The 25,649-nt window shown below is 71.3% G+C and carries 19 protein-coding genes and 3 tRNA genes; 20 read left to right on the top strand and 2 right to left on the bottom strand.

Features of this window, described 5'->3' with window-relative positions; genetic code table 11:
- Positions 1–281 precede the first annotated feature (281 nt).
- The 8 genes from DEF28_RS05690 (at position 282) to DEF28_RS05655 (ending at position 6,238) form a co-directional block, all read left to right on the top strand.
- A complete protein-coding gene (locus DEF28_RS05690) occupies positions 282–2,369 on the top strand; it encodes an AAA family ATPase (RefSeq protein ID WP_374058054.1) in 2,088 nt (695 codons plus the stop codon).
- A gap of 167 nt (positions 2,370–2,536) precedes the next feature.
- Positions 2,537–2,612: transfer RNA gene (locus DEF28_RS05685), tRNA-Thr, on the top strand.
- Positions 2,613–2,720: 108 nt separating this feature from the next.
- Positions 2,721–2,796, top strand: a tRNA-Met gene (locus tag DEF28_RS05680).
- 85 nt (positions 2,797–2,881) lie between these two features.
- Positions 2,882–3,046 (top strand): 50S ribosomal protein L33, encoded by a 165-nt coding sequence (gene rpmG / locus DEF28_RS05675; RefSeq protein WP_114396174.1) that lies wholly within the window; start codon positions 2,882–2,884, stop codon positions 3,044–3,046.
- A gap of 185 nt (positions 3,047–3,231) precedes the next feature.
- On the top strand, positions 3,232–3,693 hold the full coding sequence (locus DEF28_RS05670) for a MaoC family dehydratase N-terminal domain-containing protein (protein WP_114396173.1): 462 nt from the start codon (positions 3,232–3,234) through the stop codon (positions 3,691–3,693).
- A 28-nt stretch (positions 3,694–3,721) separates the two neighbouring features.
- Positions 3,722–4,150, top strand: coding sequence for a MaoC family dehydratase (locus tag DEF28_RS05665; RefSeq protein WP_114396172.1), 429 nt, complete (start codon positions 3,722–3,724; stop codon positions 4,148–4,150).
- A gap of 124 nt (positions 4,151–4,274) precedes the next feature.
- Complete coding sequence (locus DEF28_RS05660; RefSeq protein WP_114396171.1) at positions 4,275–5,351, top strand: UDP-N-acetylmuramate dehydrogenase; 1,077 nt, start codon at positions 4,275–4,277, stop codon at positions 5,349–5,351.
- Between the two features lie 296 nt (positions 5,352–5,647).
- Positions 5,648–6,238, top strand: coding sequence for a TMEM165/GDT1 family protein (locus DEF28_RS05655; RefSeq protein WP_114396170.1), 591 nt, complete (start codon positions 5,648–5,650; stop codon positions 6,236–6,238).
- Positions 6,239–6,275: 37 nt separating this feature from the next.
- Here the strand turns inward: DEF28_RS05655 and DEF28_RS05650 are convergent, their stop codons facing one another.
- Together DEF28_RS05650 and DEF28_RS05645 are read right to left on the bottom strand one after the other, a co-directional pair.
- Entirely contained in the window at positions 6,276–7,304 is a 1,029-nt protein-coding gene (locus DEF28_RS05650; RefSeq protein ID WP_114396169.1) for an adenosine deaminase, read from the bottom strand.
- Positions 7,305–7,461: 157 nt separating this feature from the next.
- The gene (locus DEF28_RS05645) at positions 7,462–8,670 is read right to left on the bottom strand and encodes a pyridoxal phosphate-dependent aminotransferase (protein WP_114396187.1); all 1,209 of its coding nucleotides are present in this window, start codon (positions 8,668–8,670) and stop codon (positions 7,462–7,464) included.
- Positions 8,671–8,903: 233 nt separating this feature from the next.
- Here DEF28_RS05645 and DEF28_RS05640 point away from each other — a divergent pair.
- The 12 genes from DEF28_RS05640 (at position 8,904) to rpsG (ending at position 25,610) form a co-directional block, all read left to right on the top strand.
- A tRNA-Trp gene (locus DEF28_RS05640) sits at positions 8,904–8,976 on the top strand.
- A 97-nt stretch (positions 8,977–9,073) separates the two neighbouring features.
- Positions 9,074–9,322: a preprotein translocase subunit SecE gene (secE, locus tag DEF28_RS05635; RefSeq protein ID WP_114396168.1), complete on the top strand. Its 249-nt coding sequence runs from the start codon at positions 9,074–9,076 to the stop codon at positions 9,320–9,322.
- A 169-nt stretch (positions 9,323–9,491) separates the two neighbouring features.
- Complete coding sequence (nusG, locus tag DEF28_RS05630; RefSeq protein WP_114396167.1) at positions 9,492–10,283, top strand: transcription termination/antitermination protein NusG; 792 nt, start codon at positions 9,492–9,494, stop codon at positions 10,281–10,283.
- A gap of 231 nt (positions 10,284–10,514) precedes the next feature.
- Complete coding sequence (rplK, locus tag DEF28_RS05625; protein WP_114396166.1) at positions 10,515–10,946, top strand: 50S ribosomal protein L11; 432 nt, start codon at positions 10,515–10,517, stop codon at positions 10,944–10,946.
- Between the two features lie 77 nt (positions 10,947–11,023).
- Positions 11,024–11,734: a 50S ribosomal protein L1 gene (gene rplA, locus DEF28_RS05620; protein WP_114396165.1), complete on the top strand. Its 711-nt coding sequence runs from the start codon at positions 11,024–11,026 to the stop codon at positions 11,732–11,734.
- A 412-nt stretch (positions 11,735–12,146) separates the two neighbouring features.
- On the top strand, positions 12,147–12,668 hold the full coding sequence (rplJ, locus tag DEF28_RS05615; RefSeq protein ID WP_114396164.1) for a 50S ribosomal protein L10: 522 nt from the start codon (positions 12,147–12,149) through the stop codon (positions 12,666–12,668).
- Positions 12,669–12,770: 102 nt separating this feature from the next.
- Positions 12,771–13,160 (top strand): 50S ribosomal protein L7/L12, encoded by a 390-nt coding sequence (gene rplL / locus DEF28_RS05610; protein WP_114396163.1) that lies wholly within the window; start codon positions 12,771–12,773, stop codon positions 13,158–13,160.
- Between the two features lie 616 nt (positions 13,161–13,776).
- The gene (gene rpoB, locus DEF28_RS05605) at positions 13,777–17,244 is read left to right on the top strand and encodes a DNA-directed RNA polymerase subunit beta (RefSeq protein ID WP_114396162.1); all 3,468 of its coding nucleotides are present in this window, start codon (positions 13,777–13,779) and stop codon (positions 17,242–17,244) included.
- Positions 17,245–17,275: 31 nt separating this feature from the next.
- Positions 17,276–21,151, top strand: coding sequence for a DNA-directed RNA polymerase subunit beta' (locus tag DEF28_RS05600; protein WP_114396161.1), 3,876 nt, complete (start codon positions 17,276–17,278; stop codon positions 21,149–21,151).
- Between the two features lie 450 nt (positions 21,152–21,601).
- Positions 21,602–24,196 carry a DUF4190 domain-containing protein gene (locus DEF28_RS05595; protein ID WP_147280057.1) on the top strand — a complete coding sequence of 865 codons (2,595 nt, stop codon included), beginning with the start codon at positions 21,602–21,604 and terminating at the stop codon, positions 24,194–24,196.
- A 569-nt stretch (positions 24,197–24,765) separates the two neighbouring features.
- Positions 24,766–25,137: a 30S ribosomal protein S12 gene (rpsL, locus tag DEF28_RS05590; protein ID WP_114396159.1), complete on the top strand. Its 372-nt coding sequence runs from the start codon at positions 24,766–24,768 to the stop codon at positions 25,135–25,137.
- Positions 25,138–25,139: 2 nt separating this feature from the next.
- Positions 25,140–25,610, top strand: coding sequence for a 30S ribosomal protein S7 (rpsG, locus tag DEF28_RS05585; protein WP_114396158.1), 471 nt, complete (start codon positions 25,140–25,142; stop codon positions 25,608–25,610).
- The last annotated feature ends 39 nt before the right edge of the window (positions 25,611–25,649 follow it).

The raw sequence follows: 25,649 nt of genomic DNA, 5'->3' as shown, positions 1-25,649 counted from the left end.
CCGCGTGCGGGCGCGGACGTGGCCGTTTCCGATGGGCGCGGCGTACGGTGGCCGGGGCGTGGGGCCCGGCCGACGCCCACCGCGGCTACGGGTGCCCCCTGCCGTGCCCGCGGTCGGCCCGGCGGCCTCCGGCACGGACCCGGCCGGGCGCGAACGCCCGCGCCCGCCCTGCTATGACTCCGGCCACACTTGGCCCGCCTCCGCCCGGATGCGAGAAACGCTCTACTGGTTTCACCCGTCCTGTCCTAGTCTGCAGAGGCGAAGTCAAGAATGGAGCGGGTGTGGTGACGACAGTGACGACAGCCCTGACAACGTCCGCCAATGAGGCTCCACGACGACGGAACGACGAGGACGCGCCCGAGGCGGGGCAGTCCCTCACGGCGCGGCTGTCGGCCGCGCCGCTGGACCCCGCCGCCCGGCGGTGGGTCGTCGCGGCCCTGCACGGCGACGACGCCCTGGCCGCGTGCGCCAGCGGCGAGGCGCCCGACCTCCCCATGCCGGCCGAGCCGGGCTCGCCCGTGCGCCGCTCGCGCCGCAGCTACCTGGGCCGGGTCGAGGTCCAGGGCTTCCGCGGCATCGGCCGGGCCTCGGTGCTGGAGTTCCCGCCGGGCCCGGGGCTGACCGTGATCGTCGGCCGCAACGGCTCTGGCAAGTCCAGCTTCGCCGAGGCCATCGAGGCGGCGCTCACCGGCCGCAACCTGCGCTGGGACGGGATGCCCACCGCATGGCGGGACGGGTGGCGCAACCTGCACTTCGACGACCGCACCGAGATCACCGTCGAGCTCCAGATGGCCGGCGACTCCCAGTGGACCCGCGTCACCCGGACCTGGGCCGGCGCCAGCGTCCGCTCGGCGCACGGCGAGGTGGTCTTCCCCACCGGGGAGACGGGCCCGCTGGGCGAGCTGGGCTGGGGGGACGAGCTGCTGCGTTTCCGGCCGTTCCTCTCCTACGACGAACTCGGCCGGACCGTCACCGGCCGGGCCGCCGAACTCTACGACACGCTGACCACGCTGCTCGGCCTCACCGAGCTGGCGGAGACCGAACGCCGGCTCGCCAAGGCGTGCGACCGGCTGGACAAGCAGCAGAGCCGCCCGGCGCGCGACCTCGGCTACCTGGTGGAGCAGCTGCGCGGCAGCACCGATCCGCGCGCCGCGCGCGCCCTGGAGCTGCTGACCGCGCCCTCGATCGACCTCGACCGGGTGGCCGCCGTCGCCGCCGACGACGGTCCCAGCGACCCCGCCCGGCAGGTGGTGCTGCGCCGGCTGCGCCGCCTCGCGGTCCCCGAACGCGCGCTGATGGCCGACGTCGTCAGCGAGCTGCGCGGCGCCGCGATGGAGCTGGCGATGGCCGCGGGCACCAAGGGGGACCGGGCCCGCGGGGTGGTCCAGCTGCTCCGCCAGGCCATGGAGCACCACCAGCGCCATCCCGGCGACGCCGACTGCCCGACCTGCGGCGCGGCGGACGCCCTCGACGCCGACTGGGTGGCGCGCGCCCGGGCGGAGATCGCCCGGCTGGAGCCGGCGGCGGCCGGTGCGGCGGCCGCCTACGAGCGCGCCGAGCAGGCCCGCGACCAGGCCAGGTTCCTGATGGCCCCGCCGCCCTCGTGGCTGCCGGCCGACAGCGACCTCGGACAGGTCTGGGCGCAGTGGGCCGCCGGCGCCGAGCTCACCGACCTCGGGGAGCTGGCCGAGCACATCGAGAGCACCGGGCGGCGGCTGCGGTCCAGCGCGGTGGCCGCGCGCAAGGCGGCCACGGAGCGGCTGGCCGATCCCACCGACGGCTGGGCGGAGCTCGCCGAGCAGCTCGCCGCGTGGGTCGACGACGCCCGCGCGGCGCTGCGGGCGCGCGAGACGCTGCGCCCGGCGGAGCAGGCGCTGCACTGGTTCACCGCGTGCGCCCGGGAGCTGCGCGCCGAACGGCTGCGCCCGCTCGCGTCGCACGCCGAACGCGTGTGGCAGCGGCTCCGCCAGGAGCGCCACATCGATCTGGAGGCGCTGCGCCTGGTCGGCCGGGGCGCCCAGCGCAGGGTCGCCGTGGACGTCAGCGTGGACGGCACCGGCAGCGCCGGGCACGCGCCGGGGCTGCTCAGCCAGGGGGAGTTCCAGGCGCTCGCGCTGTCCATCTGCCTGCCGCGCACCATGGTCCCGGGCAACCCGTTCGGGTTCCTGGTGCTCGACGACCCGGTGCAGGCCATGGACACCGAGACCGTCGAGGGCCTGGCGGCGGTGCTGGCGGAGGTCGGCCGGCACCGTCAGCTCGTGGTCTTCACCCACGACACCCGGCTCCCCGACTCCCTGCACCGGCTGGGCCTGCCGGCCACCATCCGGATGATCCACCGCGACGCGATGTCCAACGTCTGGGTCGACTGAGCGCCCCTCCGCCGGGTGCCGGCGGCGCTCCTCCCCGGCCGGGGAGGAGCCGGTGCCGGGCGCCGGCGGGCCGCCGCGTCCGAGTTGGCAGAGCACCCCGGAACCCCTGTATAGTCATGACCGACGCGAAGGGCGGAACCCCCACGGGGAGGAAGCCACGGAAGCGCGCCCCTTTAGCTCAGTCGGCAGAGCGTCTCCATGGTAAGGAGAAGGTCTACGGTTCGATTCCGTAAAGGGGCTCCACCACTTGATGAGGTCCGGTCCACATCTGTGGGTGACCGGTGGAAATCATGTTCGCCGGTCTGATCGGGTTCCGGTAGTCTCAGAAGAGGTCCGGAAACCCGGCTCTAAGGCGGAGTAGCTCAGTCGGTAGAGCAAGCGGCTCATAATCGCTGTGTCGTCGGTTCAAGTCCGGCCTCCGCTACCACTCGCGCGACCCCTGGCCAGCTCAGGGGTCACCGCGGGTCTTTTTCAGTGTTCGACGTGTTGTTCAGCGAGAAAGGCACTCCAACGTGGCTGCCACCGACGTGAGGCCGAAGATCACCCTGGCCTGCCAGGAGTGCAAGCACCGTAACTACATCACGCGCAAGAACCGGCGGAACAACCCTGACCGGCTCTCGCTCAAGAAGTACTGCCCCAACTGCCGGCAGCACTCGGAGCACCGCGAGACCCGATAGGGCCCGCTCCGCACCCGTGGCGGACCGACCGGCCTGAACCCCGTAGCCCAGTGAGCTGACGCGCTCGCTGGGCTACTACTGTGTGGGCGCCCGGTGCGCGGACCGGTCCGCGCTGGCAGGATCGGATCCGGCCGGTGCGCCGCGCGGGCGGACCGCCGCCGAGAACCTGTCTGGAGAGGGAGCCCATGCCGATCAACCGCGACTACCTGGGGCGGGTGTACCAGTCCCCGGAGCCCTACGAGGTGACCCGCGGCAAGATCCGGGAGTTCGCCGAGGCCATCCAGGACCCGAACCCGGTGTACCGCGACGTCGCGGCGGCCAAGGCCGCCGGGCACACCGACGTCGTCGCGCCGCCCACCTTCCCGATCATCATGGGTATGGCGGGGGTGGCCCAGGCCGCCCTCGACCCGGAGCTGCGCCTGGACTTCTCGATGGTCGTGCACGGCGACCAGTCCTTCCGCTACAGCCGGCCGATGCGGGCCGGCGACGTGGTCGAGACCGCCACCCGGATCTCCGCCATCAAGGCGCTCGGCGGCAACGAGATGCTGACGCTGGAGAGCGAGATCAGCACGGTCGAGGGGGAGCACGTCGTCACCGCCGTCATCATGCTGGTGGTACGCGGCGGCGCCGAGCAGGACGTGAAGTAGCCAGACCCGGGCAGCCAGAGGAGAGTCCATGACCGCCACCGTCCGATACGCCGACGTTGAGGTCGGCACCGAGCTTCCCGAGCGGACCTTCCCGGTGCGCCGCCTCGACCTCGTCCGCTACGCCGGCGCCTCCGGTGACTTCAACCCCATCCACTGGAACGAGCGCGTCGCCAAGTCCGTCGGGTTGCCCAACGTCATCGCGCACGGCATGTTCACGATGGCGGAGGCCGGCCGGCTGGTCACCGACTGGGCCGGCGACCCCGGCGCCCTCGTCGAGTACGGGGTCCGGTTCTCCGCCCCGGTCGTCGTGCCCGACGACGACACCGGAGCCGAGATCGCCGTGAGCGGCGTGGTCAGCGAGAAGCGCGACGGCAACCTGGTCGTCGTGAAGATCACCGCCCGCAGCGGCGGGGCCAAGGTGCTGGCCCGCTCCAGCGCCGTCGTCCGGCTCGCCTAGCAGCCCAGGAAGGCGTTCCTCGACCGCCTCCGGGCCGCGGCAGCCCCGCCCCGGAGCGGCCTGACGAACCCGGCCGTCCCCGCCGGCCCCCGCCGGCGCGCCCGTCCCCGACGCAGAGGTGCCCGTGTCCGCTGTTCCCACCCGCAACGTGCCCCTGGCCCGCTACACCACGCTCGGCCTCGGCGGCCCGGCCGCCGCCTTCGTCACGGCCCGCTCCACCGACGAGCTGGTGGCGGCCGTGGTGGCGGCCGATGCCGCCGGCGACCCGCTGCTCGTCCTCGGCGGCGGCAGTAACCTGGTGGTCTCCGACGCGGGCTTCCCGGGCACGGTCGTGCATGTCGCGTCCGAGGGGATCGACCTGCGGGCCGGTGCGAATGGCACCGTGCGGGTGCGCGCGAGCGCGGGCGTGGAGTGGGACGCGCTCGTCGCACGGTGCGTCGCCGAAGGGCTCAGCGGGGTCGAGTGCCTGTCCGGGATCCCGGGCCGCGTCGGCTCGACGCCGATCCAGAACGTGGGCGCCTACGGCCAAGACGTCAGCGAGACCGTCGTCGAGGTGCTCGTCCACGACCGCGCCGCCGGCGCCATGCGGGTCCTCGGCAACGCCGACTGCGCCTTCTCCTACCGGGACAGCGCCTTCAAGGGCACCGACCGCTACGTGGTGTGCGAGGTGGTCTTCGAGCTGACCCGCTCCGACCTCAGCCGGCCGGTCCGCTACGCCGAACTCGCGCGGACGCTCGGCGTCGAGCCGGGCGGGCGGGTCCCCCTGGCCGACGCCCGCGCCGCGGTGCTGCGGCTGCGGCGCGGCAAGGGCATGGTGCTCGACCCGGCGGACCCCGACACCCGCAGCGCGGGCTCCTTCTTCACTAACCCGCTGCTGGACCCGGACGCCTTCACCGAGCTGCGCAAGCGGGTCGCCGAGCGGCTGGGCCCCGACGTGGAGCCGCCGGGCTACCCGGAGCCCGACGGCCGGGTGAAGACCTCGGCGGCCTGGCTGATCGACCGGGCCGGCTTCGCCAAGGGGCACGGCACCGGCCCGGCCCGCATATCCAGCAAGCACACCCTCGCCCTCACCAACCCCGGCGGGGCCAGCACGGCCGACCTGCTGGCACTGGCGCGCGAGGTGCGGGCCGGTGTGGCCGAGGCGTTCGGCGTCACCCTGGTCAACGAGCCCGTGATGGTCGGCGTCGCACTTGACGGCTGACAGCAATTCTTTTCGGTGCGCCGAACTCATTTCTTCGGATACTCACCGGAAATTCATTGGCATTCCCAGAAATTGCGGGAATCCATTTTTCTGGTAGCGTGGAATTCGTCGAAGGGGAGTAGTCCCCAATTGTGTGCTCGACAGACTGGTCCCCGTCCTCCCTGGTGGGACCCGGGCGCACAGGCCTGACCCGAGTTCAGGCGGACGAGACCTTCGGCCCGGTAGCCGGTACCGGGCCGAAGTGGTGTGTCCGCCCGCACTTCTGCCCGGTCCATGACTGAAGGGCAGAGATCTCCGTGGGATTCCTCACCGCACTCGGCGTCAGTGGCGCGGCCATTTTCGTCGCCGAAATGGGGGACAAGACGCAGCTCGTCGCGATGTCCCTCGCGACGCGCTACCGCGCACGCACCGTGCTCCTCGGCATCACCGCCGCCACCGTCGCGGTACACGGCCTCAGCGTGCTCATCGCCGAAGTGCTCGGACTCGCGATCCCCACCGAATGGGTCACCCTCGTCGCCGGTCTGGCCTTCCTCGCCTTCGGCGCGTGGACGCTGCGCGGAGACGAGATGACCGACAAGGACGAGAAGCGCGCGGCCTCCCGGCGCATCCGCTCGGGCTTCCTCACCGTCTGCGCGGTCTTCTTCCTCGCCGAACTGGGGGACAAGACCATGCTCGCCACCATCACGGTGGGCACCCAGTACCCGTGGCTGCCGGTGTGGATCGGCTCCACCGCAGGCATGGTGCTGGCCGACGGCCTCGCGATCGCGGTCGGCGCGATGCTCGGCAAGAAGCTGCCGGAGCGCGCCATCCAGATCGGCGCGGCCGTCCTGTTCTTCGTGGCCGGGGCCGCGATGGTCTTCGAGGGCGTCCGCCAGTTGGTGTTCTGACGTGCCTGCCCCGCCCGGCCGCCGCGCGCCGCGGCGGTCAGGCGCCGGCCGGCGGGGCGGCGAGCCAGGCGTCGACGCCGGCCAGCAGCTCCTTGCGCCGGCTCTCCGGCGCTCCGGAGCCGCGGATCGACATCCGGGCGAGTTCGGCCAGCTCGGCGTCGGAGAAGCCGAAGACGTGCCGGGCGGTTTCGTACTGCTCCGCCAGGCGCGGGCCGAACAGCAGGGGGTCGTCCGTGCCGAGCGCGATGGGCGCGCCGGCGTCGAACAGCCGGCGCAGCGGCACGTGTGCGAGCTCCTCCACCACGCCGAGCCCGACATTGGAGCTCGGGCACACCTCCAGCGTGACCTCCTGGGTGGCGATCCGCTCCACGAGGTAGGGGTCCTCGACGGCGCGTACCCCGTGCCCGATCCGGTGGGCGTCCAGCTCGTCCAGGCACTCCCGCACGCTGCGGGCCCCCTGGAGCTCGCCGCCGTGCGGCACGGACAGCAGGCCGGCCCGCCGCGCGATGCGGAAGGCGCCCTCGAACTCCCGGGCCCGGCCGCGGCGCTCGTCGTTGTTCAGCCCGAAGCCGACCACTCCGCGGTCCGCGTACTGCCGGGCCAGCCGCGCCAGCGCCTTGGCGTCCAGCGGGTGCCGGGTGCGGTTCGCCGCCACCACCACGCCGATCCCCACTCCGGTGCCGCGCTCGGCGGTCCGCGCGGCGTCCAGGATCAGCTCCATGGTCGCGGTGAGGCCGTCGAAGCGCGCCGCGTACCCGCTCGGGTCGACCTGGATCTCCAGCCACCCGGAGCCGGCGGCCCGCTCGTCCTCGGCGGCCTCGCGCAGCAGCCGGTACACGTCCTCCGGCTCCCGCAGCACCGACCGGGCGATGTCGTAGAGCCGCTGGAACCGGAACCACCCGCGCTCGTCGGTGGCTCTGAGCTTGGGCGGCCACTCCTCGACCAGCGCCTGCGGAAGGTGCACCCCGCGCAGCCGGGCGAGCTCCACGAGCGTGCCGTGCCGCATGGATCCGGTGAAGTGCAGGTGCAGGTGGGCCTTGGGCAGTCGAGTGATCGGGCGTTCCATGACACAAGGGTGCCGCAAACCGATCGGGCCGTTGTCCCGTACTCGGAAAAACGCGGCCGCCCCGATCTCGCGGGAGATCGGGGTGGCCCCCTCGGCAGGGTGCGGGGCCGCGGACAGCGGGTCCGCGGCCGCGATCAGCGGGGTCCGGGAGCCCGGGTCACTCGGCCTCGCCCAGCAGCTTGGCGATGCGGCCGACCCCCTCCACGAGGTCGGCGTCGCCCAGCGCGTAGGAGAGCCGCAGGTAGCCGGGCGTGCCGAACGCCTCGCCGGGCACCACGGCCACCTCGGACTGCTCCAGGATCAGCTCCGCGAGTTCGGCGGAGGTCTGCGGACGGCGGCCGCGGATCTCCTTGCCCAGCACCGCCTTGACCGAGGGGTAGGCGTAGAAGGCGCCCTGCGGCTCGGGGCAGAACACACCGGGGATCTCGTTGAGCAGCCGGACGATGGTCCGCCGGCGCCGGTCGAACGCGGTGCGCATCTCGGCCACGGCCGCCAGGTCGCCCGAGACGGCGGCCAGCGCGGCGACCTGCGACACGTTGGCGACGTTGGAGGTGGCGTGCGACTGCAGGTTGCTCGCGGCCTTCACCACGTCCTTGGGGCCGATGACCCACCCGACCCGCCAGCCGGTCATGGCGTAGGTCTTGGCGACGCCGTTCACCACGACCGTGCGCTCGGCCAGCTCGGGCACCTGCACCGGCAGCGAGCTGAAGCGGGCGTCGCCGTACACCAGGTGCTCGTAGATCTCGTCGGTCAGCACCCACAGCCCGTGCCCGGCCGCCCACCGGCCGATCTCGCCGACCTGCTCCGGGGTGTACACCGCGCCGGTCGGGTTGGACGGCGAGACGAACAGCAGCACCTTGGTGCGCTCGGTGCGCGCGGCCTCCAGCTGCTCGACCGACGCCAGGTAGCCGGTGGTCTCGTCGGTGACGACGTAGACGGGCACGCCCCCGGCCAGCCGGATCGACTCCGGGTAGGTCGTCCAGTACGGCGCGATGACGATGACCTCGTCGCCGGGGTCCAGCAGCGTGGCGAACGCCTCGTAGATGGCCTGCTTGCCGCCGTTCGTCACCAGGATCTGGCTCGGGTCCACCTGGTACCCGGAGTCGCGCAGCGTCTTCGCGGCGAGCGCCTCCTTCAGCTCGGGCAGGCCGCCGGCCGGGGTGTAGCGGTGGAAGCGGGGCTCGCGGCACGCCTGGACGGCGGCCTCGACGATGTAGTCGGGGGTCGGGAAGTCGGGCTCCCCGGCCCCGAACCCGATGACGGGGCGCCCGGCGGCCTTCATGGCCTTGGCCTTCGCGTCCACCGCCAGGGTCGCTGACTCGGAGATGCCGCCGATACGCGCGGAGATACGAGGTCGGTCAGTCATGACGCCCATGCTCGCACGTGGCGGGCGGGTGCGGGGCGGACGGGCCCGGAGCGGGGGCGCCGCCGCGAAGGCGTGGAACCGCGCCGCCGGGCGTCCGCGACGTGCCGGGTTGGTCCTGTGCGCGGAATGGGCATAGACTCAGGCGACCGAGGGCCCTGGGGTGGCGCACACGCCGAATAATCGCGCGCGTCCGCTCGCCGCAGCGGCTATCGTGGGGGACGCGGGTTCCCCGAAGGGCAGTGGCTCAATTGGTAGAGCACCGGTCTCCAAAACCGGCGGTTGGGGGTTCGAGTCCCTCCTGCCCTGCAAGAGCGATCTGGGAGCGCAGTGGTAGTGAGCGCCCGGCCGACCGGCGGATCGCCGGGAGGTGCCAGGTGAACCGACGACTCCGAAGGACCTCAAGGTGACACAGACTGACGCCGACGCCAAGCCGGAGAAGGAGCGCAAGCGTCGTACCGGTCCGGTGACCTTCACCAAGCAGGTCGTCGGCGAGCTGCGCAAGGTCCGCTGGCCCACCCGCCGCGAGCTCATCACCTACACGATCGTCGTCATCGTGTTCGTCGTGATCATGGTCGGGTACGTCTACGGGCTCGACGTCCTCTTCGGGGAGGGCGTTGTCTGGCTGTTCGGGAACCTCGGCGCGCCGGCCTGACCCGGGTCGGGTCCGCGGCGCCGCCGGCCGTGCCGCGCTTTGATGGGCTGTTGGTCCCATCCCACCGGCCGAGACCGTAAGCTGGCGTTGTCGACAGGCGTCGACAGCTGTCGACTCTCTCGGCCGCCACGCGGCTGGGAGCGCGTACCCGACGAGAGAAAGAGCAGCCGTGTCCGAGTCCCCACTGACCTCTGACGATCTCCCCACCGAGGAGCGGGATCAGTCGTCGGCGGACGAGACCGGTCCGCGGACCGAGCAGACGGATGCTGCTGACGCGGGCGAGGCCGCGGCGGCCGACACCGCGGCCGCCGGCGAGGGTGCCGAGGAGGTCGAGGAGGAGGCCGCCGCCGAGGAGGAGGCGCCCCGGCCCGACCCGGTCGAGGAGTTCAAGTCCCAGTTGAGCCTGCTCCCGGGCGACTGGTACGTCGTACACACCTACGCGGGCTACGAGAACCGGGTGAAGGCCAACGTCGAGAGCCGCACCCAGTCGCTCAACATGGAGGACTACATCTTCCAGGTCGAGGTGCCCACGCAGGAGGTCACCGAGGTCAAGAGCGGCAAGCGCCAGCAGGTCACCGAGAAGGTGCTGCCGGGCTACGTCCTGGTCCGGATGGACCTGGTGGACGAGTCCTGGGCGGCGGTCCGCAACACTCCCGGCGTCACCGGTTTCGTCGGCCTGTCCAACCGCCCCGCTCCGCTCAGCCTGCAGGAGGTCGCCGACCTCCTCGCGCCGGAGCCGGAGGAGGAGGCGGAGCAGGCGAAGAAGAAGGAGACCGAGACCCGCTCGGACGTGGCCTACGAGGTGGGCGAGTCCGTCACCGTGATGGAGGGCCCGTTCGCGACGCTGCCCGCCACGGTGAGCGAGATCAACCCCGACACCCAGAAGCTCAAGGTGCTGGTCTCGATCTTCGGCCGCGAGACGCCCGTGGAGCTGGCGTTCAACCAGGTCTCGAAGATCTAGCCGATCGCCTAGACTTGGTGGGTCCGCCGGCCGGCGGACCCACCGCGCCCCGCTTCGGCGGGGCTCGTTCGCGCCCGCCCGGGTCCCGGCGGACGCGCGTCCACCCCCGCCCGTCGAGGGCCGGGGCGCCCCGTGCCGCCTCCGGGCGGCGGGGGCCTCGCGGACGGTCATGGTCCCACGACGCGTGGGGCAGGGACCTCATCACGCAGTAGATCCGGCAAAGGACCCGAAATGCCTCCGAAGAAGAAGATCGCGGCACTCGTCAAGGTGCAGCTCCCGGCCGGGCAGGCCACGCCGGCGCCGCCGGTCGGTACCGCCCTCGGTCCGCACGGCGTCAACATCATGGACTTCTGCAAGCAGTACAACGCTGCTACGGAAGCCCAGCGCGGCAGCGTCATCCCCGTGGAGATCACCATCTACGAGGACCGGACGTTCACCTTCATCACCAAGACGCCGCCGGCGCCGAAGCTGATCCTCAAGGCCGCCGGCCTCGACAAGGGCAGCTCCGACCCGAACCGCACCAGCGCCGGGTCCATCACCCGCGAGCAGGTGCGGGAGATCGCGCAGACCAAGCTGCCCGACCTCAACACCGCCGACCTCGACGCCGCCGAGAAGATCGTCGCCGGCACCGCCCGCTCCATGGGCATCGAGGTGACGGGCTGACGCCCGTCCCGGTCTCGTCCACCGTGGCAGGGCCAGGCGCTGGCCCGTACACCACAGCCCCTCGACAGGAGTGTTCCGTGAAGCGCAGCAAGAACCACCGCAAGGCCAGCGAGCTGGTCGACCGCAGCCGGCTGTACGCGCCGGCCGAGGCCGTCAAGCTCGCCAAGGAGACCGTCTCCGTCAAGTTCGACGCCACCGTCGAGGTCGCCCTGCGCCTCGGGGTCGACCCCCGCAAGGCCGACCAGATGGTGCGCGGCACCGTCAACCTGCCGCACGGCACCGGCAAGACCGCTCGGGTCCTGGTCTTCGCCACCGGTGAGCGTGCCGAGCAGGCCCGCGCCGCGGGTGCCGACTACGTCGGCGACGACGACCTCGTCCAGGAGATCCAGAACGGCTTCCTCGACTTCGACGCCGTGGTCGCCACCCCCGACCTCATGGGCAAGGTCGGCCGGCTGGGCCGGGTGCTCGGCCCGCGCGGCCTGATGCCGAACCCCAAGACCGGGACCGTCACCCCTGACGTCGCCAAGGCCGTCACCGAGATCAAGGGCGGCAAGATCGAGTTCCGCGTGGACCGGCACGGCAACCTGCACTTCATCATCGGCAAGGTGTCGTTCGACGAGCAGAAGCTGGTCGAGAACTACGGCGCCGCCCTCGACGAGGTGCTGCGGCTCAAGCCGTCGGCCGCGAAGGGCCGCTACATCAAGAAGGCCACGCTGACCACGACCATGGGCCCGGGCATCCCGGTCGACCCCAACGTGACGCGCAACCTCGCCGCGGCCTCCGCCTGACAGCGGCCGGCGCCCCGCGCCGGCGTCGCAGGTCTCACGGGCGCCCCGGTCCGCACCCCGCGTGCGGCCGGGGCGCCCGGCGCGTCTCCGGGCCACCCGCGCCGCGGGGACCGGGACGGCAGACCGAGGGCCGGCCGCTGCGGACCGCGCCGCACCTGTTCTGACCACCCGGGAACGTGGCCTAGTATGAGTGGTGCCGAAGACCGCCGGTCGTCACCCGTCGGGTGACCCAAGGTCCCATGCGAATGGGCGGCCAGCGCAGGCGTGATGTGAGCAGTGGCCGGATGCCCCGTCCCTCCGACGGCAGCGCAACCCGGCCCTCGCCCCGTGCGCCCGCGCCGGGGCTTTTCTCATGCCTCCGCCGCCCACTCCGATGGCTCCTTGGCCGGTGTTCACAGTTGGAAGGAGTCCCATGGCGAAGCCGGAGAAGGCAGCCGCCGTCGCCGAACTCACGGAGGAATTCCAGAGTTCGTCGGGCGCCGTGCTGACCGAGTACCGTGGGCTCACTGTCGCGCAGGTCACCGAACTGCGCCGCAGCCTCGGCCAGAACGCGCGGTTCCGCGTCGTGAAGAACACGCTCACCAAGATCGCGGCCTCCGAGGCCGGCCTGGACGAGCAGGTCCTCGACCTGTTCCAGGGCCCCTCCGCCATCGCCTTCGTCAAGGGCGACGTGGTCGAGGCCGCCAAGGGTCTGCGTGACTTCGCCAAGGCGAACCCGCCGCTGGTGATCAAGGGCGGTGTCATCGACGGCAAGGCGATGACCCCCGAGGACATCACCAGGCTGGCCGACCTCGAGTCCCGCGAGGTTCTCCTCTCGAAGCTGGCCGGAGCGCTCAAGGCCAAGCAGGGGCAGGCTGCCGCCCTGTTCCAGGCGCTCCCGTCCAAGACCGTGCGGCTGGCCCAGGCGCTGCACGACAAGCGAGCGGAAGCCTAACCACCCCAGACCACCCCGCTCCGGTGCGCCGCGCGCCGGAGGCACAGGCTCGGCACGGCGCCGTCCGGCGCCCGGGCCGGAAGAGAAAGAGAGACCGCAATCATGGCGAAGCTCACCGCCGACGAACTGCTCGCCTCCTTCGAGGAGATGACCCTCCTGGAGCTCGCGGACTTCGTGAAGAAGTTCGAGGAGCGCTTCGACGTCACCGCCGCCGCTCCGGCCGCGGTCGTGGCCGCCGCTCCGGGCGCCGGCGGCGGCGAGGCCGCCGCCGAGGAGGAGAAGGACGAGTTCGACGTCGTCCTCGAGGCCGCGGGCGACAAGAAGATCCAGGTCATCAAGGAGGTCCGCAGCCTCACGAGCCTGGGCCTCAAGGAGGCCAAGGACCTGGTCGACAACGCCCCGAAGCCGCTGCTGGAGGGTGTCAACAAGGAGACCGCGGAGAAGGCCAAGGCCGCCCTGGAGGGCGCCGGCGCCACCGTCACGCTCAAGTAGTCCGGTCTTCCCGGCTGCCGGTACGGGCGGCCGCTCCCTCGGGGGCGGCCGCCCGTCGGCGTCCCCGGGGCCGGCGGGCGGAGCGGGCCCGGAAAAACGGCGGGACGCCGCCTGTCGGCGCCGCGAGCGGTCGCGGGGACTGGAATAATCGCGACGGCGTCCGTCCGCGCCTCCCGCCGGTTCCGAGCCGGCGGACGGGTTACGGGCGGGCCGGCGCGGGAGGCCGGCAGCAGAAGCGGGGGAACCGGGAGTCCTTCCCGGATGTATGCTCCCTCACACCTGCCGGGGCCTGTGGGACCTCTCACGGAGGCGGAATGACCTGTTCTGTCGGATCTGGGCTTGACGGATCCGCCGGTTGCGGCGATGCTGCGTGGTGTCGTGACTGACTCCGGGGGCTGCCGTTGGACAGCGGTGTAGTATTCGGCTACACTGCCCTTTTGCGCTGCCCATTGACGAATCCTGTGCCGGAGTCCGTACGTAGTGTCCAATTCTTGCGTGATTGGGCTGGTGCGTACGTCCTCTAGATGGGAGCCGCCCCTGTCCGGCGGTTCCTCGACATTCGGGTCGTCCGGCGTGCGCGCGCATCAACCGCCACAAGCCTTCGGAAGGACCCCTGTTGGCAGCCTCGCGCAACGCCTCCGCTAACGCCCTTGGTCCGAACCGCGTTTCCTTCGCCCGCATCCAGGAACCACTCGAGGTCCCGAACCTTCTCGCCCTGCAGACCGAGTCCTTCGACTGGCTGCTCGGTAACGAGAAGTGGCGTACCCGAGTCGAGTCGGCTCGTAACGCCGGCCGCAAGGACGTTCCGGAGCAGTCTGGCCTCGAAGAGATCTTCGAGGAGATCAGTCCGATCGAGGACTTCTCGGGCACGATGTCGCTGTCGTTCCGCGACCATCGGTTCGAGCCGCCCAAGTACTCCGAAGAGGAGTGCAAGGACAAGGACATGACCTACTCCGCCCCGATGTTCGTCACGGCGGAGTTCATCAACAACGACACCGGTGAGATCAAGAGCCAGACGGTGTTCATGGGCGACTTCCCGCTCATGACCGTCAAGGGCACCTTCATCATCAACGGCACCGAGCGCGTCGTCGTGTCGCAGCTTGTCCGCTCGCCGGGTGTGTACTTCGACCGCCAGGTCGACAAGACCTCCGACAAGGACCTCTACGGCTGCAAGGTCATCCCGTCGCGCGGGGCCTGGCTGGAGTTCGAGGTCGACAAGCGCGACTTCGTCGGTGTGCGCATCGACCGCAAGCGCAAGCAGGGCGTCACCGTGCTGCTCAAGGCGCTGGGGTGGACCACCGACCAGATCCTGGAGCGCTTCGGCCAGTACGAGTCCATCCGCAACACGCTGGAGAAGGACCCGACCGCGGGCACCGACGACGCGCTGCTGGACATCTACCGCAAGCTGCGCCCGGGGGAGCCGCCCACGAAGGAGTCGGCGCAGACGCTGCTGGAGAACCTGTACTTCAACCCCAAGCGCTACGACCTCGCCAAGGTCGGCCGCTACAAGCTCAACAAGAAGCTGGGGCTGCAGGCGGAGTACACCCAGGGCACCCTGACCGAAGAGGACATCGTCGCCACGATCGACTACCTCGTCCGGCTGCACGCCGGCGAGGACGAGCTGGCGCGCGAGCACGGCAGCTTCCCGATCGAGGTCGACGACATCGACCACTTCGGCAACCGCCGCCTGCGCACCGTCGGCGAGCTGATCCAGAACCAGGTCCGCCTGGGCCTGGCCCGCATGGAGCGCGTCGTCCGCGAGCGCATGACCACGCAGGACGTCGAGGCGATCACGCCGCAGACCCTGATCAACATCCGGCCGGTCGTCGCCTCCATCAAGGAGTTCTTCGGCACCAGCCAGCTGTCGCAGTTCATGGACCAGAACAACCCGCTGGCGGGCCTGACCCACAAGCGCCGCCTGTCGGCGCTGGGCCCGGGCGGCCTGTCCCGCGAGCGCGCGGGCTTCGAGGTCCGCGACGTGCACCCGTCGCACTACGGCCGCATGTGCCCGATCGAGACCCCGGAAGGCCCCAACATCGGCCTGATCGGCTCGCTCGCCGCCTACGGCCGGGTGAACTCGTTCGGGTTCGTCGAGACCCCGTACCGCAAGGTCGTCGAGGGCCGGCTGACCGACGAGATCTCCTACCTCACCGCCGACGAGGAGGACCGCTACGTCATCGCCCAGGCGAACACGCCGGTCAACGCCGACGGCTCGTTCGCCGAGGACCGCGTGCTGGTCCGCCGCAAGGGCGGGGAGTTCGAGGCGGTCCACAAGGGCGAGGTCGACTACATGGACGTCTCGCCGCGCCAGATGGTGTCGGTGGCGACCGCGCTGATCCCGTTCCTTGAGCACGACGACGCCAACCGCGCGCTCATGGGCTCCAACATGCAGCGCCAGGCCGTGCCGCTGCTCCGCTCCGAGGCGCCGCTGGTCGGCACCGGGATGGAGTACCGGGCGGCGACCGACGCCGGCGACGTCATCCTGGCCGAGAAGGCGGGTGTCGTCGAGGACGTCACCGCCGACTACATCACCGTGATGGCCGACGACGGCACCCGCAAGACGTACCGCGTCGCCAAGTTCAAGCGGACCAACCAGGGCACCTGCTTCAACCAGCGTCCCATCGTGGAGGAGGGGCAGCGGGTCGAGGAGCAGCAGGTGCTCGCCGACGGTCCGTCCACCGACAACGGTGAGATGTCGCTGGGCCGCAACCTGCTCGTGGCCTACATGTCGTGGGAGGGCCACAACTACGAGGACGCCATCGTCCTCTCCCAGCGCATCGTGCAGGACGACGTGCTGTCCTCGATCCACATCGAGGAGCACGAGGTCGACGCCCGCGACACCAAGCTCGGCCCGGAGGAGATCACCCGCGAGATCCCCAACGTCAGCGAGGAGGTCCTCGCCGACCTGGACGACCGGGGCATCATCCGGATCGGCGCGGAGGTCGTCGACGGCGACATCCTGGTCGGCAAGGTCACCCCGAAGGGTGAGACCGAGCTGACCCCGGAGGAGCGGCTGCTGCGCGCGATCTTCGGTGAGAAGGCCCGCGAGGTGCGCGACACCTCGCTGAAGGTGCCGCACGGCGAGTCCGGCAAGGTCATCGGCGTGCGCGTGTTCAGCCGCGAGGACGGCGACGAGCTCCCGCCCGGCGTCAACGAGCTGGTCCGGGTGTACGTGGCCCAGAAGCGCAAGATCACCGACGGCGACAAGCTCGCCGGCCGGCACGGCAACAAGGGCGTCATCTCCAAGATCCTGCCGCAGGAGGACATGCCGTTCCTGGAGGACGGCACGCCCGTCGACATCGTGCTCAACCCGCTGGGCGTGCCCGGCCGCATGAACGTCGGGCAGATCCTGGAGATCCACCTCGGCTGGCTGGCCAAGAGCGGCTGGAAGATCGAGGGCGACGACGAGGGCTGGAAGCAGGCGATGCGGGCCATCGGGGCCGACGACATCACCCCCGGCACCAAGGTCGCCACGCCGGTCTTCGACGGCCTGCGGGAGAACGAGATCGGCGGCCTGCTCGCGTCCAGCCTGCCCAACGCCGACGGGGAGCGCCTGGTCAACGAGCACGGCAAGGCGCGGCTCTTCGACGGCCGCACCGGTGAGCCCTTCAAGGAGCCGATCGCGGTCGGCTACACCTACTTCCTGAAGCTGCACCACCTCGTGGACGACAAGATCCACGCGCGTTCCACCGGTCCGTACTCGATGATCACCCAGCAGCCGCTGGGCGGCAAGGCGCAGTTCGGCGGCCAGCGGTTCGGCGAGATGGAGGTGTGGGCGCTGGAGGCCTACGGTGCCGCCTACGCCCTCCAGGAGCTGCTCACCATCAAGTCCGACGACGTCGTGGGCCGGGTCAAGGTCTACGAGGCCATCGTCAAGGGCGAGAACATCCCCGAGCCGGGTATCCCCGAATCCTTCAAGGTGCTCATCAAGGAGATGCAGTCGCTCTGTCTGAACGTGGAAGTGCTGTCCAGCGACGGTATGTCCATCGAGATGCGGGACAGCGATGAGGACGTTTTCCGCGCAGCGGAAGAACTGGGAATCGACCTGGGTCGGCGCGAGCCGAGCAGCGTCGAAGAGGTCTAATTCCGCGATCCAAGAGCAGGGGACGAATTAAGTGCTCGACGTCAACTTCTTCGACGAGCTGCGAATTGGCCTCGCGACGGCCGAGGACATCCGTCAGTGGTCGCACGGCGAGGTCAAGAAGCCGGAAACCATCAACTACCGCACCCTCAAGCCGGAGAAGGACGGGCTCTTCTGCGAGAAGATCTTCGGTCCGACCCGGGACTGGGAGTGCTACTGCGGCAAGTACAAGCGGGTCCGCTTCAAGGGCATCATCTGCGAGCGGTGCGGTGTGGAGGTCACCCGGGCCAAGGTCCGGCGTGAGCGCATGGGCCACATCGAGCTCGCCGCGCCCGTGACCCACATCTGGTACTTCAAGGGCGTGCCCAGCCGCCTGGGCTACCTGCTCGACCTCGCTCCGAAGGACCTCGAGAAGATCATCTACTTCGCGGCCTACATGGTCACGTGGGTGGACACCGAGGCCCGGGAGCGCGACCTCCAGTCCCTGGAGGCGCAGATCTCCGTCCAGCGGCAGCACCTGGAGCAGCGGCGCGACTCCAACGTCGAGGAGCGGCACCGCAAGCTTGAGGCCGACCTGGCCGAGCTGGAGGAGCAGGGCGCCAAGGGCGACGCGCGCCGCAAGGTCCGCGAGAGCGCCGAGCGCGAGATGCGGCAGATCCGCGACCGCGCCCAGCGCGAGATCGACCGCCTCGAAGAGGTGTGGAACCGCTTCAAGAACCTCAAGGTTCAGGACCTCGAGGGCGACGAGCTGCTCTACCGCGACATGCGCGACCGCTTCGGCAAGTACTTCCGGGGCGGCATGGGCGCCCAGGCGATCCAGGAGCGCCTCGCCAACTTCGACCTCGACGCCGAGGCCGAGAAGCTGCGCGAGACCATCCGCACCGGCAAGGGCCAGAAGAAGGCCCGCGCCCTCAAGCGGCTCAAGGTCGTCTCGGCGTTCCTGAACACGCGCAACAGCCCGAACGGCATGGTCCTGGACTGCATCCCGGTGATCCCGCCGGACCTGCGTCCCATGGTCCAGCTCGACGGTGGCCGGTTCGCCACCTCGGACCTGAACGACCTGTACCGCCGGGTCATCAACCGGAACAACCGCCTCAAGCGGCTGCTCGACCTCGGCGCGCCCGAGATCATCGTCAACAACGAGAAGCGGATGCTGCAGGAGGCCGTCGACGCGCTGTTCGACAACGGCCGCCGCGGGCGTCCGGTCACCGGCCCGGGCAACCGGCCGCTGAAGTCGCTGTCGGACATGCTCAAGGGCAAGCAGGGCCGGTTCCGCCAGAACCTGCTCGGCAAGCGCGTCGACTACTCCGGCCGCTCGGTCATCGTCGTCGGTCCGCAGCTGAAGCTGCACCAGTGCGGTCTGCCCAAGCAGATGGCCCTGGAGCTGTTCAAGCCGTTCGTGATGAAGCGCCTGGTGGACCTGAACCACGCGCAGAACATCAAGAGCGCCAAGCGGATGGTCGAGCGCTCCCGCCCCGTGGTGTGGGACGTGCTCGAAGAGGTCATCACCGAGCACCCCGTGCTGCTGAACCGGGCGCCCACCCTGCACCGGCTGGGTATCCAGGCGTTCGAGCCGCAGCTGGTCGAGGGCAAGGCGATCCAGATCCACCCGCTCGTCTGCACCGCGTTCAACGCGGACTTCGACGGCGACCAGATGGCGGTGCACCTGCCGCTGTCGGCGGAGGCCCAGGCCGAGGCGCGCATCCTCATGCTCGCCACGAACAACATCCTGAAGCCGTCCGACGGCAAGCCGGTGACCATGCCCACCCAGGACATGATCATCGGGCTCTACTACCTGACCACCCTCAAGGAGGGTGCGAAGGGCGAGGGCCGGGCGTTCCGCACTCCGGGCGAGGCCATCATGGCCTACGACCTCGGCGACCTCGACCTGCAGGCGCGCATCAAGCTGCGCCTGGAGGGCGACGCCCCGCCGCCGCGCGACTGGATCGCGCCGGAGGAGCACCAGCCGGGCGAGCCGTACACGCTGGAGACCACCCTCGGGCGGTACCTCTTCAACGAGACCACCCCGGTGGACTACCCGTTCGTCAACTACCAGGTGGGCAAGAAGCAGGTGTCCGCCCTGGTGAACGAGCTGGCGGAGAACTACCCGAAGGTCCAGGTGGCCACCACGCTGGACGCGCTGAAGGACGCCGGCTACCACTGGGCCACCCGGTCCGGCCTGACGATCGGCATCGGCGACGTCGTCGCCCCGCCGCGCAAGCAGGCCATCCTGGACGGCTACGAGCGGCAGGCCGACAAGATCCAGCGCGAGTACGACCGCGGTCTGATCACCGACGACGAGCGCCGCCAGGAGCTCACGGAGATCTGGACCAAGGCCACCAACGAGGTCGCCAAGGAGATGGAGGAGAACTTCCCCGCCGACAACCCGGTGTGGATGATGGTCAACTCCGGCGCCCGAGGCAACCCGATGCAGGTCCGCCAGATCGCCGGTATCCGCGGCCTGGTCTCCAACACCAAGGGCGAGACCATCCCGCGGCCGATCAAGTCCTCCTACCGCGAGGGCCTGTCCGTGCTGGAGTACTTCATCTCCACGCACGGCCAGCGCAAGGGCCTGGCGGACACCGCGCTGCGGACCGCCGACTCCGGCTACCTCACCCGCCGCCTGGTGGACGTGGCGCAGGACGTCATCGTCCGCGAGATCGACTGCGGCACCGACCGGTCGCTGTGGCACGAGATCGGCGAGAAGAACGCCGCCGGCGTCGTCGTGCGCAAGCACAACGTCGAGAACACCGGTTTCGGCCGCACCCTCGCCGAGGACGTCGTCGTGGACGGCAAGGTCGTCGCCGCGGCGCTGACCGACACCACCGAGACGATGATCGACAAGCTGATCGCCGCGGGGGTCGAGCGGGTGCGGGTGCGCAGCTCGCTGACCTGCGAGGCGAAGATCGGCGTGTGCAGCACCTGCTACGGCCGTTCGCTGGCCACCGGCAAGCCGGTCGACGTGGGTGAGGCCATCGGCATCATCGCGGCGCAGTCCATCGGTGAGCCCGGCACCCAGCTGACCATGCGGACCTTCCACATGGGCGGTTCCGCGGGTCAGGACATCACGCACGGTCTGCCCCGCGTCCAGGAGCTGTTCGAGGCCCGCATCCCCAAGGGTGTGGCCCCGATCAGCGAGGTCGAGGGCCGGATCCGGATCGAGGAGACCGAGAAGAGCCGTAAGATCGTCCTGATCCCGGACGACGGCTCGGACGAGATCGCCTACCCGGTTCCGATGCGGGCCCGGCTGCTCGTCGGCGAGGGCGACCACGTCACCGTCGGCCAGCAGCTCATCCAGGGCGCCATCAACCCGCACGAGGTGCTGCGCATCCAGGGGCCGCGCGCGGTCCAGCAGCACCTGGTGTCGGAGGTGCAGGAGGTCTACAAGTCGCAGGGTGTCTCGATCCACGACAAGCACATCGAGATCATCGTGCGGCAGATGCTCAAGCGGGTGAACATCCTGGAGTCCGGCGACACCGAGCTGCTGCCGGGCGAGATGGTGGAGCGTCCGAAGTTCGAGGCGATCAACCGCCAGGTGGTGGCCGAGGGCGGCCAGCCGGCCTCCGGCCGGCCGGTGCTGCTCGGCATCACCAAGGCATCGCTGGCCACGGAGTCGTGGCTGTCCGCGGCCTCGTTCCAGGAGACCACCCGGGTCCTCACCGAGAACGCCATCCACGGCAAGAGCGACCCGCTGCTCGGGCTCAAGGAGAACGTCATCATCGGTAAGCTCATCCCGGCCGGTACCGGCATGCCGCAGTACCGCAACGTCCGGGTCGAGCCGACCGAGGAGGCCAAGGCGTCGATGTACTCGGTGTCGGCCTACGAGGAGCCCAGCGAGTACACCTTCGGCCAGGGGTCCGGCGAGGCCGTCCCGCTGGAGGAGTACGACTTCGGTCCCTACAACAGGTGACCTGAGAACCAACCGGTGAGATCGATTGGTTGAACTGGCGACGGCGGTGGTCCACTCCGGAGGGGTGGTACTGCCGCCGTTCGTCGTTGCCGCCCGCCATACTCGGGCGGACAGTCGGAAGAGCGCGCACGCGCGGTCGGGAGATCGAACACAGTGACCGAAAACGGGGGAGGGCCGTACAGGTCGCCGGAGGACCGGAACGAGCAGCCGGAGCATACGCCGGACTCGTGGTTCACGCCCAGCGGCGACCGGTACCGGGCCCAGGCGCGGTACGAGGACCCCAGCGGCGACGAGCAGCGGACTCAGGACGGCCCCGAGACCGCACCCGGCGGTGAGCGGCCCGCGCCTTTGACGGACAATCCCTATCTGCGGGGCCACGGTGACGTGGCGGCGCCCGGTGCGGGCGGGTACCCGGGGCTCGGCTACGGGGACGCCGCCCGGCGTCCCGGCATGGCCGAGCCTTACCCCTCCGCCCTCGGCGGGATGGGGGAGCCGGCTCCGGCCGGAGACCCGGGGGCCTACCCCGACGCCGCCGCCGCGGCGCAGGGGGACGGGCGGCCGCCGACGGGGTACGGTGACCCGCTGGGCGACTCCTACCGGCCCGCCGGCGACGCCGGCGGGCCGGCACCGGACCGGTCCGGGCGCCCGCTCGACGACGGCCGGCCGTGGCCCGCAGCGCACACCCCGGTCGGCGAGCCGGCCGCCTTCGGGGGGTACTCCGACGCCGGCCGCGACCCGCTGGCCGACGGCCATTCCGGCCTCGGGGCGGCCTCCTCCCGCTCCGACGGCGGATGGCCGTCCGGCGGCAGCACGGACGACTGGGGCGGGTACCGCAACGGTGCCGGCGAAGCCGGCGGCGCCTCCGACCACGGGGAACCGCGGCGGCCGGACCCCGCGCTGGACCGGCCCTACACCGGCTCCGCCGACGCCTGGAACCCGGCGCCGTCCGGTGAGCGCGCCGGCGACCCGTTGGGTGGCCCGGCACCCGCGGCCGACGGCTCGCCGGGCCGCGGCGGCGACGATGCGCCGCACGCCGGCGTCTACCGCGTGCCGACCGGCGAGCAGCCGGCGGCGTTCTCCTCCGGCGGGAGCGGGACCGCCGCCGGCTATCCCGGCTGGGGCCCGGGCGCGCCCGACCGCGCAGACGCGGAACCGCCGGGCGTGCCGACGTACCCGGGGGCCGGGACGGCCGAGCACGACCCGCTGGATCCGTTGGCGGACTACCGGTCGGATGCGCCCTCGGGTGCGCCGGGCGCGGGGCACTGGGACACGCCTCGGGATTCGGCGGGGACCCCGGGGCCGGACCCGCTCGCGGCCGACACCGCCTGGCCGCGCGCCGAGGACCGGGGGCCGTCCGCGGGCGACGCCGATCCGCTGGGCCGCCCGTCCGGCGGCCCGGAGCCGGCGTACCCGGGCTTCGATCCCCTTGACGGGCCGTACCGGGTTCCGGAGGCCCCGGAGCGGGCGGACGCGGACCCGCTCGGCGGACCGACGTACCGGGGGGCCGGGGCGGCCGAGCACGACACACGCGGACCGTTGGGGGACCGCCGGCCCGATCCGCTGGATCCGTTGGCGGACTACCGGTCGGACCCGCTGTCGGGATCGCCGGGCGCGGGGCACTGGGACACACGCCGGGAGGCGGCGGGGACCCCGGGGCCGGACCCGCTCGCGGCCGACACCGCCTGGCCGCCCAGCACGGGCGGCCTCGACACCGACCGCGCCGATGCCGAGCGCAGGTACGACGACCCGCTGGGCGCCGAGCCCTGGGATGGCGGCCACCGGCCGCCGACCGGGGGCGCGCCTGCCGACGAGCTCGGCGCTCCCCGCGACTGGCGGGACCCGGCACCCGTCGGCGCCGGTTCGCCGGGTGGTCCGGCGGCGGACCGCGCCGCGGACCCGCTCACCGATCCCTTCGAACCCGCGGGCGGACGGGCCGGAACCGAGTCGCGTCCTGAGCCGCCGGCCGCGGAGCAGCCCACCCTGGGCGGCGACCTCGGGACCGGCAGCGGCAACACCTGGGCGTTCAGCCGGGACGATCCGCGCCTTCCGGAGGAGGTGCGGCGGATCGGCGCCGAGGCCCAGGACCGGCGCCGGGACGGCAACCCGACGCACACCACCCAGGCGCTGCGGCCGGAGGACCTGCGCGGCGACGGCCCCGTGCCGCCCGTGACCGGCGAGGACTGGCACGCCGACCCGCACCACCCGGACCCGGGTGAGGGCACCCAGGCGATGCCCGTCCTCAGCGACGACCTCCTCGGTGGCGAACCGCACGAGCGGGGGGACCGCCGCGACGAGGACGCCGGTTTCGCCCGAGGCCGCGAGGCCGACGGCTACGGCGAACCCGGCCGCGGTGACGAGGACCGGGGGTACGGCGACGGCGTCGACGACCGGTACGGCGACCGCGGTCACGACGGCCGGGGGTACGGCGACCGTACCGACGACCGGTACGGCGATCGCGGTCACGACGGCCGGGGGTACGGCGACCGTACCGACGACCGGTACGGCGAGCGCGGTTACGACGACCGGTACGACGACCGCGCCGACGACCGGTACGGCGAGCGCGGTTACGACGACCGGTACGACGACCGCGCCGACTACCGGGACGAGCCGGACTACCCGGACTACCCGGAGTCCGGCGGCTACGACGAGGCGGACGGGACCGCGCGTCCCGGGCCGCGCGGCCGGCGCGGCCGCGGCGGCCGGGACCGGGTGGCCGACGAGTTCCCCGGCTTCGACGACCGCCCGCTCGGCGGCTCGGCGGGTGAGGAGTACCCGGGCTACGACAACATCGACGACTGGCCGGAGACCGCGCCGCGCGCCGGCGCCACGCTCTGGCTGGGCATCCTCGGGCTGGTCCCGGTGCTCGGCCTGTGCACGGCGATCGCCGCACTGGTGCTCGCTCCCGGCGTCCGGCGGGCCATCCGGTCCTCCAACGGGCAGCTGGAGGGGGAGCACCTGGTGCGCGGCGGAGTCGTCACGGCGTGGATCGGCATCGCGCTGTCGGTGCTGGAGATCGTCATCGGCGGCGTGTCGCTGCTGTTCTGAGCCGGGGCCGCCGGCGCCGCGTACGGCCCGCTTCCGACTCCGGTCGGGGCGGGCCGTACGCGTTCGGAGGTTCGTGCGGTCGGCACGTGTGCCGCGGTCCCGGATGGGTAGGGCGAGGGGCAGAGTGAACCGGGGCCGGAGCGCGGACGCCGGGGAGCGCGAAAATCGGAACGCGTCCACTCTTGACTGCCCGTACACTAGAGGGTGACCTACGGCAGCATGAGGCTGCGGAGCCACGGGTACCGAGCACGGACGCCGCTGTTTTGACCAGGTAGACGCCGTTCGGTACTCTTCAACTTCGTGCCCGTGAGTCAGCGGGTCACACGTGTGCGCTTTGGAGACCGTTCCTCCTGGGCTTCCCCGGTTGCCTTGAGGTGGCGTCCCGACAGCGACGCGTGACACCTCCTCCCACGACAGTCGGCCGCGAGGTCGAGCGTGTCGGCACCGTCATGTTCGGGCAGAGTGCGACACGCCCGGATGCGGGGGTCGGGGGAGACGGGAAATCCAGCAGGTCAATAGCGCAATCGGCTAACAGAACCGGCGTAGGTCACGAGAAAGACGGAGACGCGGTGCCCACCATCCAGCAGCTGGTCCGCAAGGGCCGACAGGACAAGGTCTCGAAGAACAAGACCCCGGCGCTGAAGGGGAGTCCGCAGCGTCGTGGTGTGTGCACGCGTGTCTACACCACTACGCCGAAGAAGCCGAACTCCGCTCTGCGCAAGGTCGCCCGTGTCCGGCTCAGCAGCGGGATCGAGGTCACGGCCTACATTCCCGGCGTCGGGCACAACCTCCAGGAGCACTCCATCGTGCTCGTGCGCGGTGGCCGTGTGAAGGACCTGCCGGGTGTCCGGTACAAGGTCATCCGCGGTTCTCTGGACACCCAGGGCGTCCGTAACCGCAAGCAGGCGCGCAGCCGTTACGGCGCTAAGAAGGAGAAGTAAGCATGCCGCGCAAGGGCCCGGCGCCAAAGCGCCAGCTGATCACCGACCCGGTCTACGGTTCGCCGCTGGTCACCGCACTGATCAACAAGGTGCTGCTCGACGGCAAGCGCTCCATCGCGCAGGGCATCGTGTACGACGCCCTCGAAGGAGCCCGCGAGAAGACCGGACAGGACCCGCTCGTGGTCCTGAAGCGTGCGCTGGACAACGTGAAGCCCGCTCTGGAGGTGCGCAGCCGCCGCGTCGGTGGCGCCACCTACCAGGTGCCGGTCGAGGTCCGTTCGTCCCGCAGCACGACGCTCGCCCTGCGCTGGCTGGTGCAGTACGCCCGCCAGCGTCGCGAGAAGACCATGACCGAGCGCCTGCTGAACGAGCTGGTGGACGCCAGCAACGGCCTGGGCGCGAGCGTCAAGCGTCGCGAGGACACGCACAAGATGGCGGAGTCGAACAAGGCCTTCGCCCACTACCGCTGGTAATCCCCGCGGCCTATCGAGACGAGAGACCGAGAGAAGACG

Source organism: Marinitenerispora sediminis (assembly GCF_003336425.1).
In the GTDB taxonomy this organism is placed as follows: domain Bacteria; phylum Actinomycetota; class Actinomycetes; order Streptosporangiales; family Streptosporangiaceae; genus Marinitenerispora; species Marinitenerispora sediminis.
The sequence above is the reverse complement of the archived record's forward strand: the minus strand, read 5'-3'. Positions and strand labels throughout refer to the sequence as shown.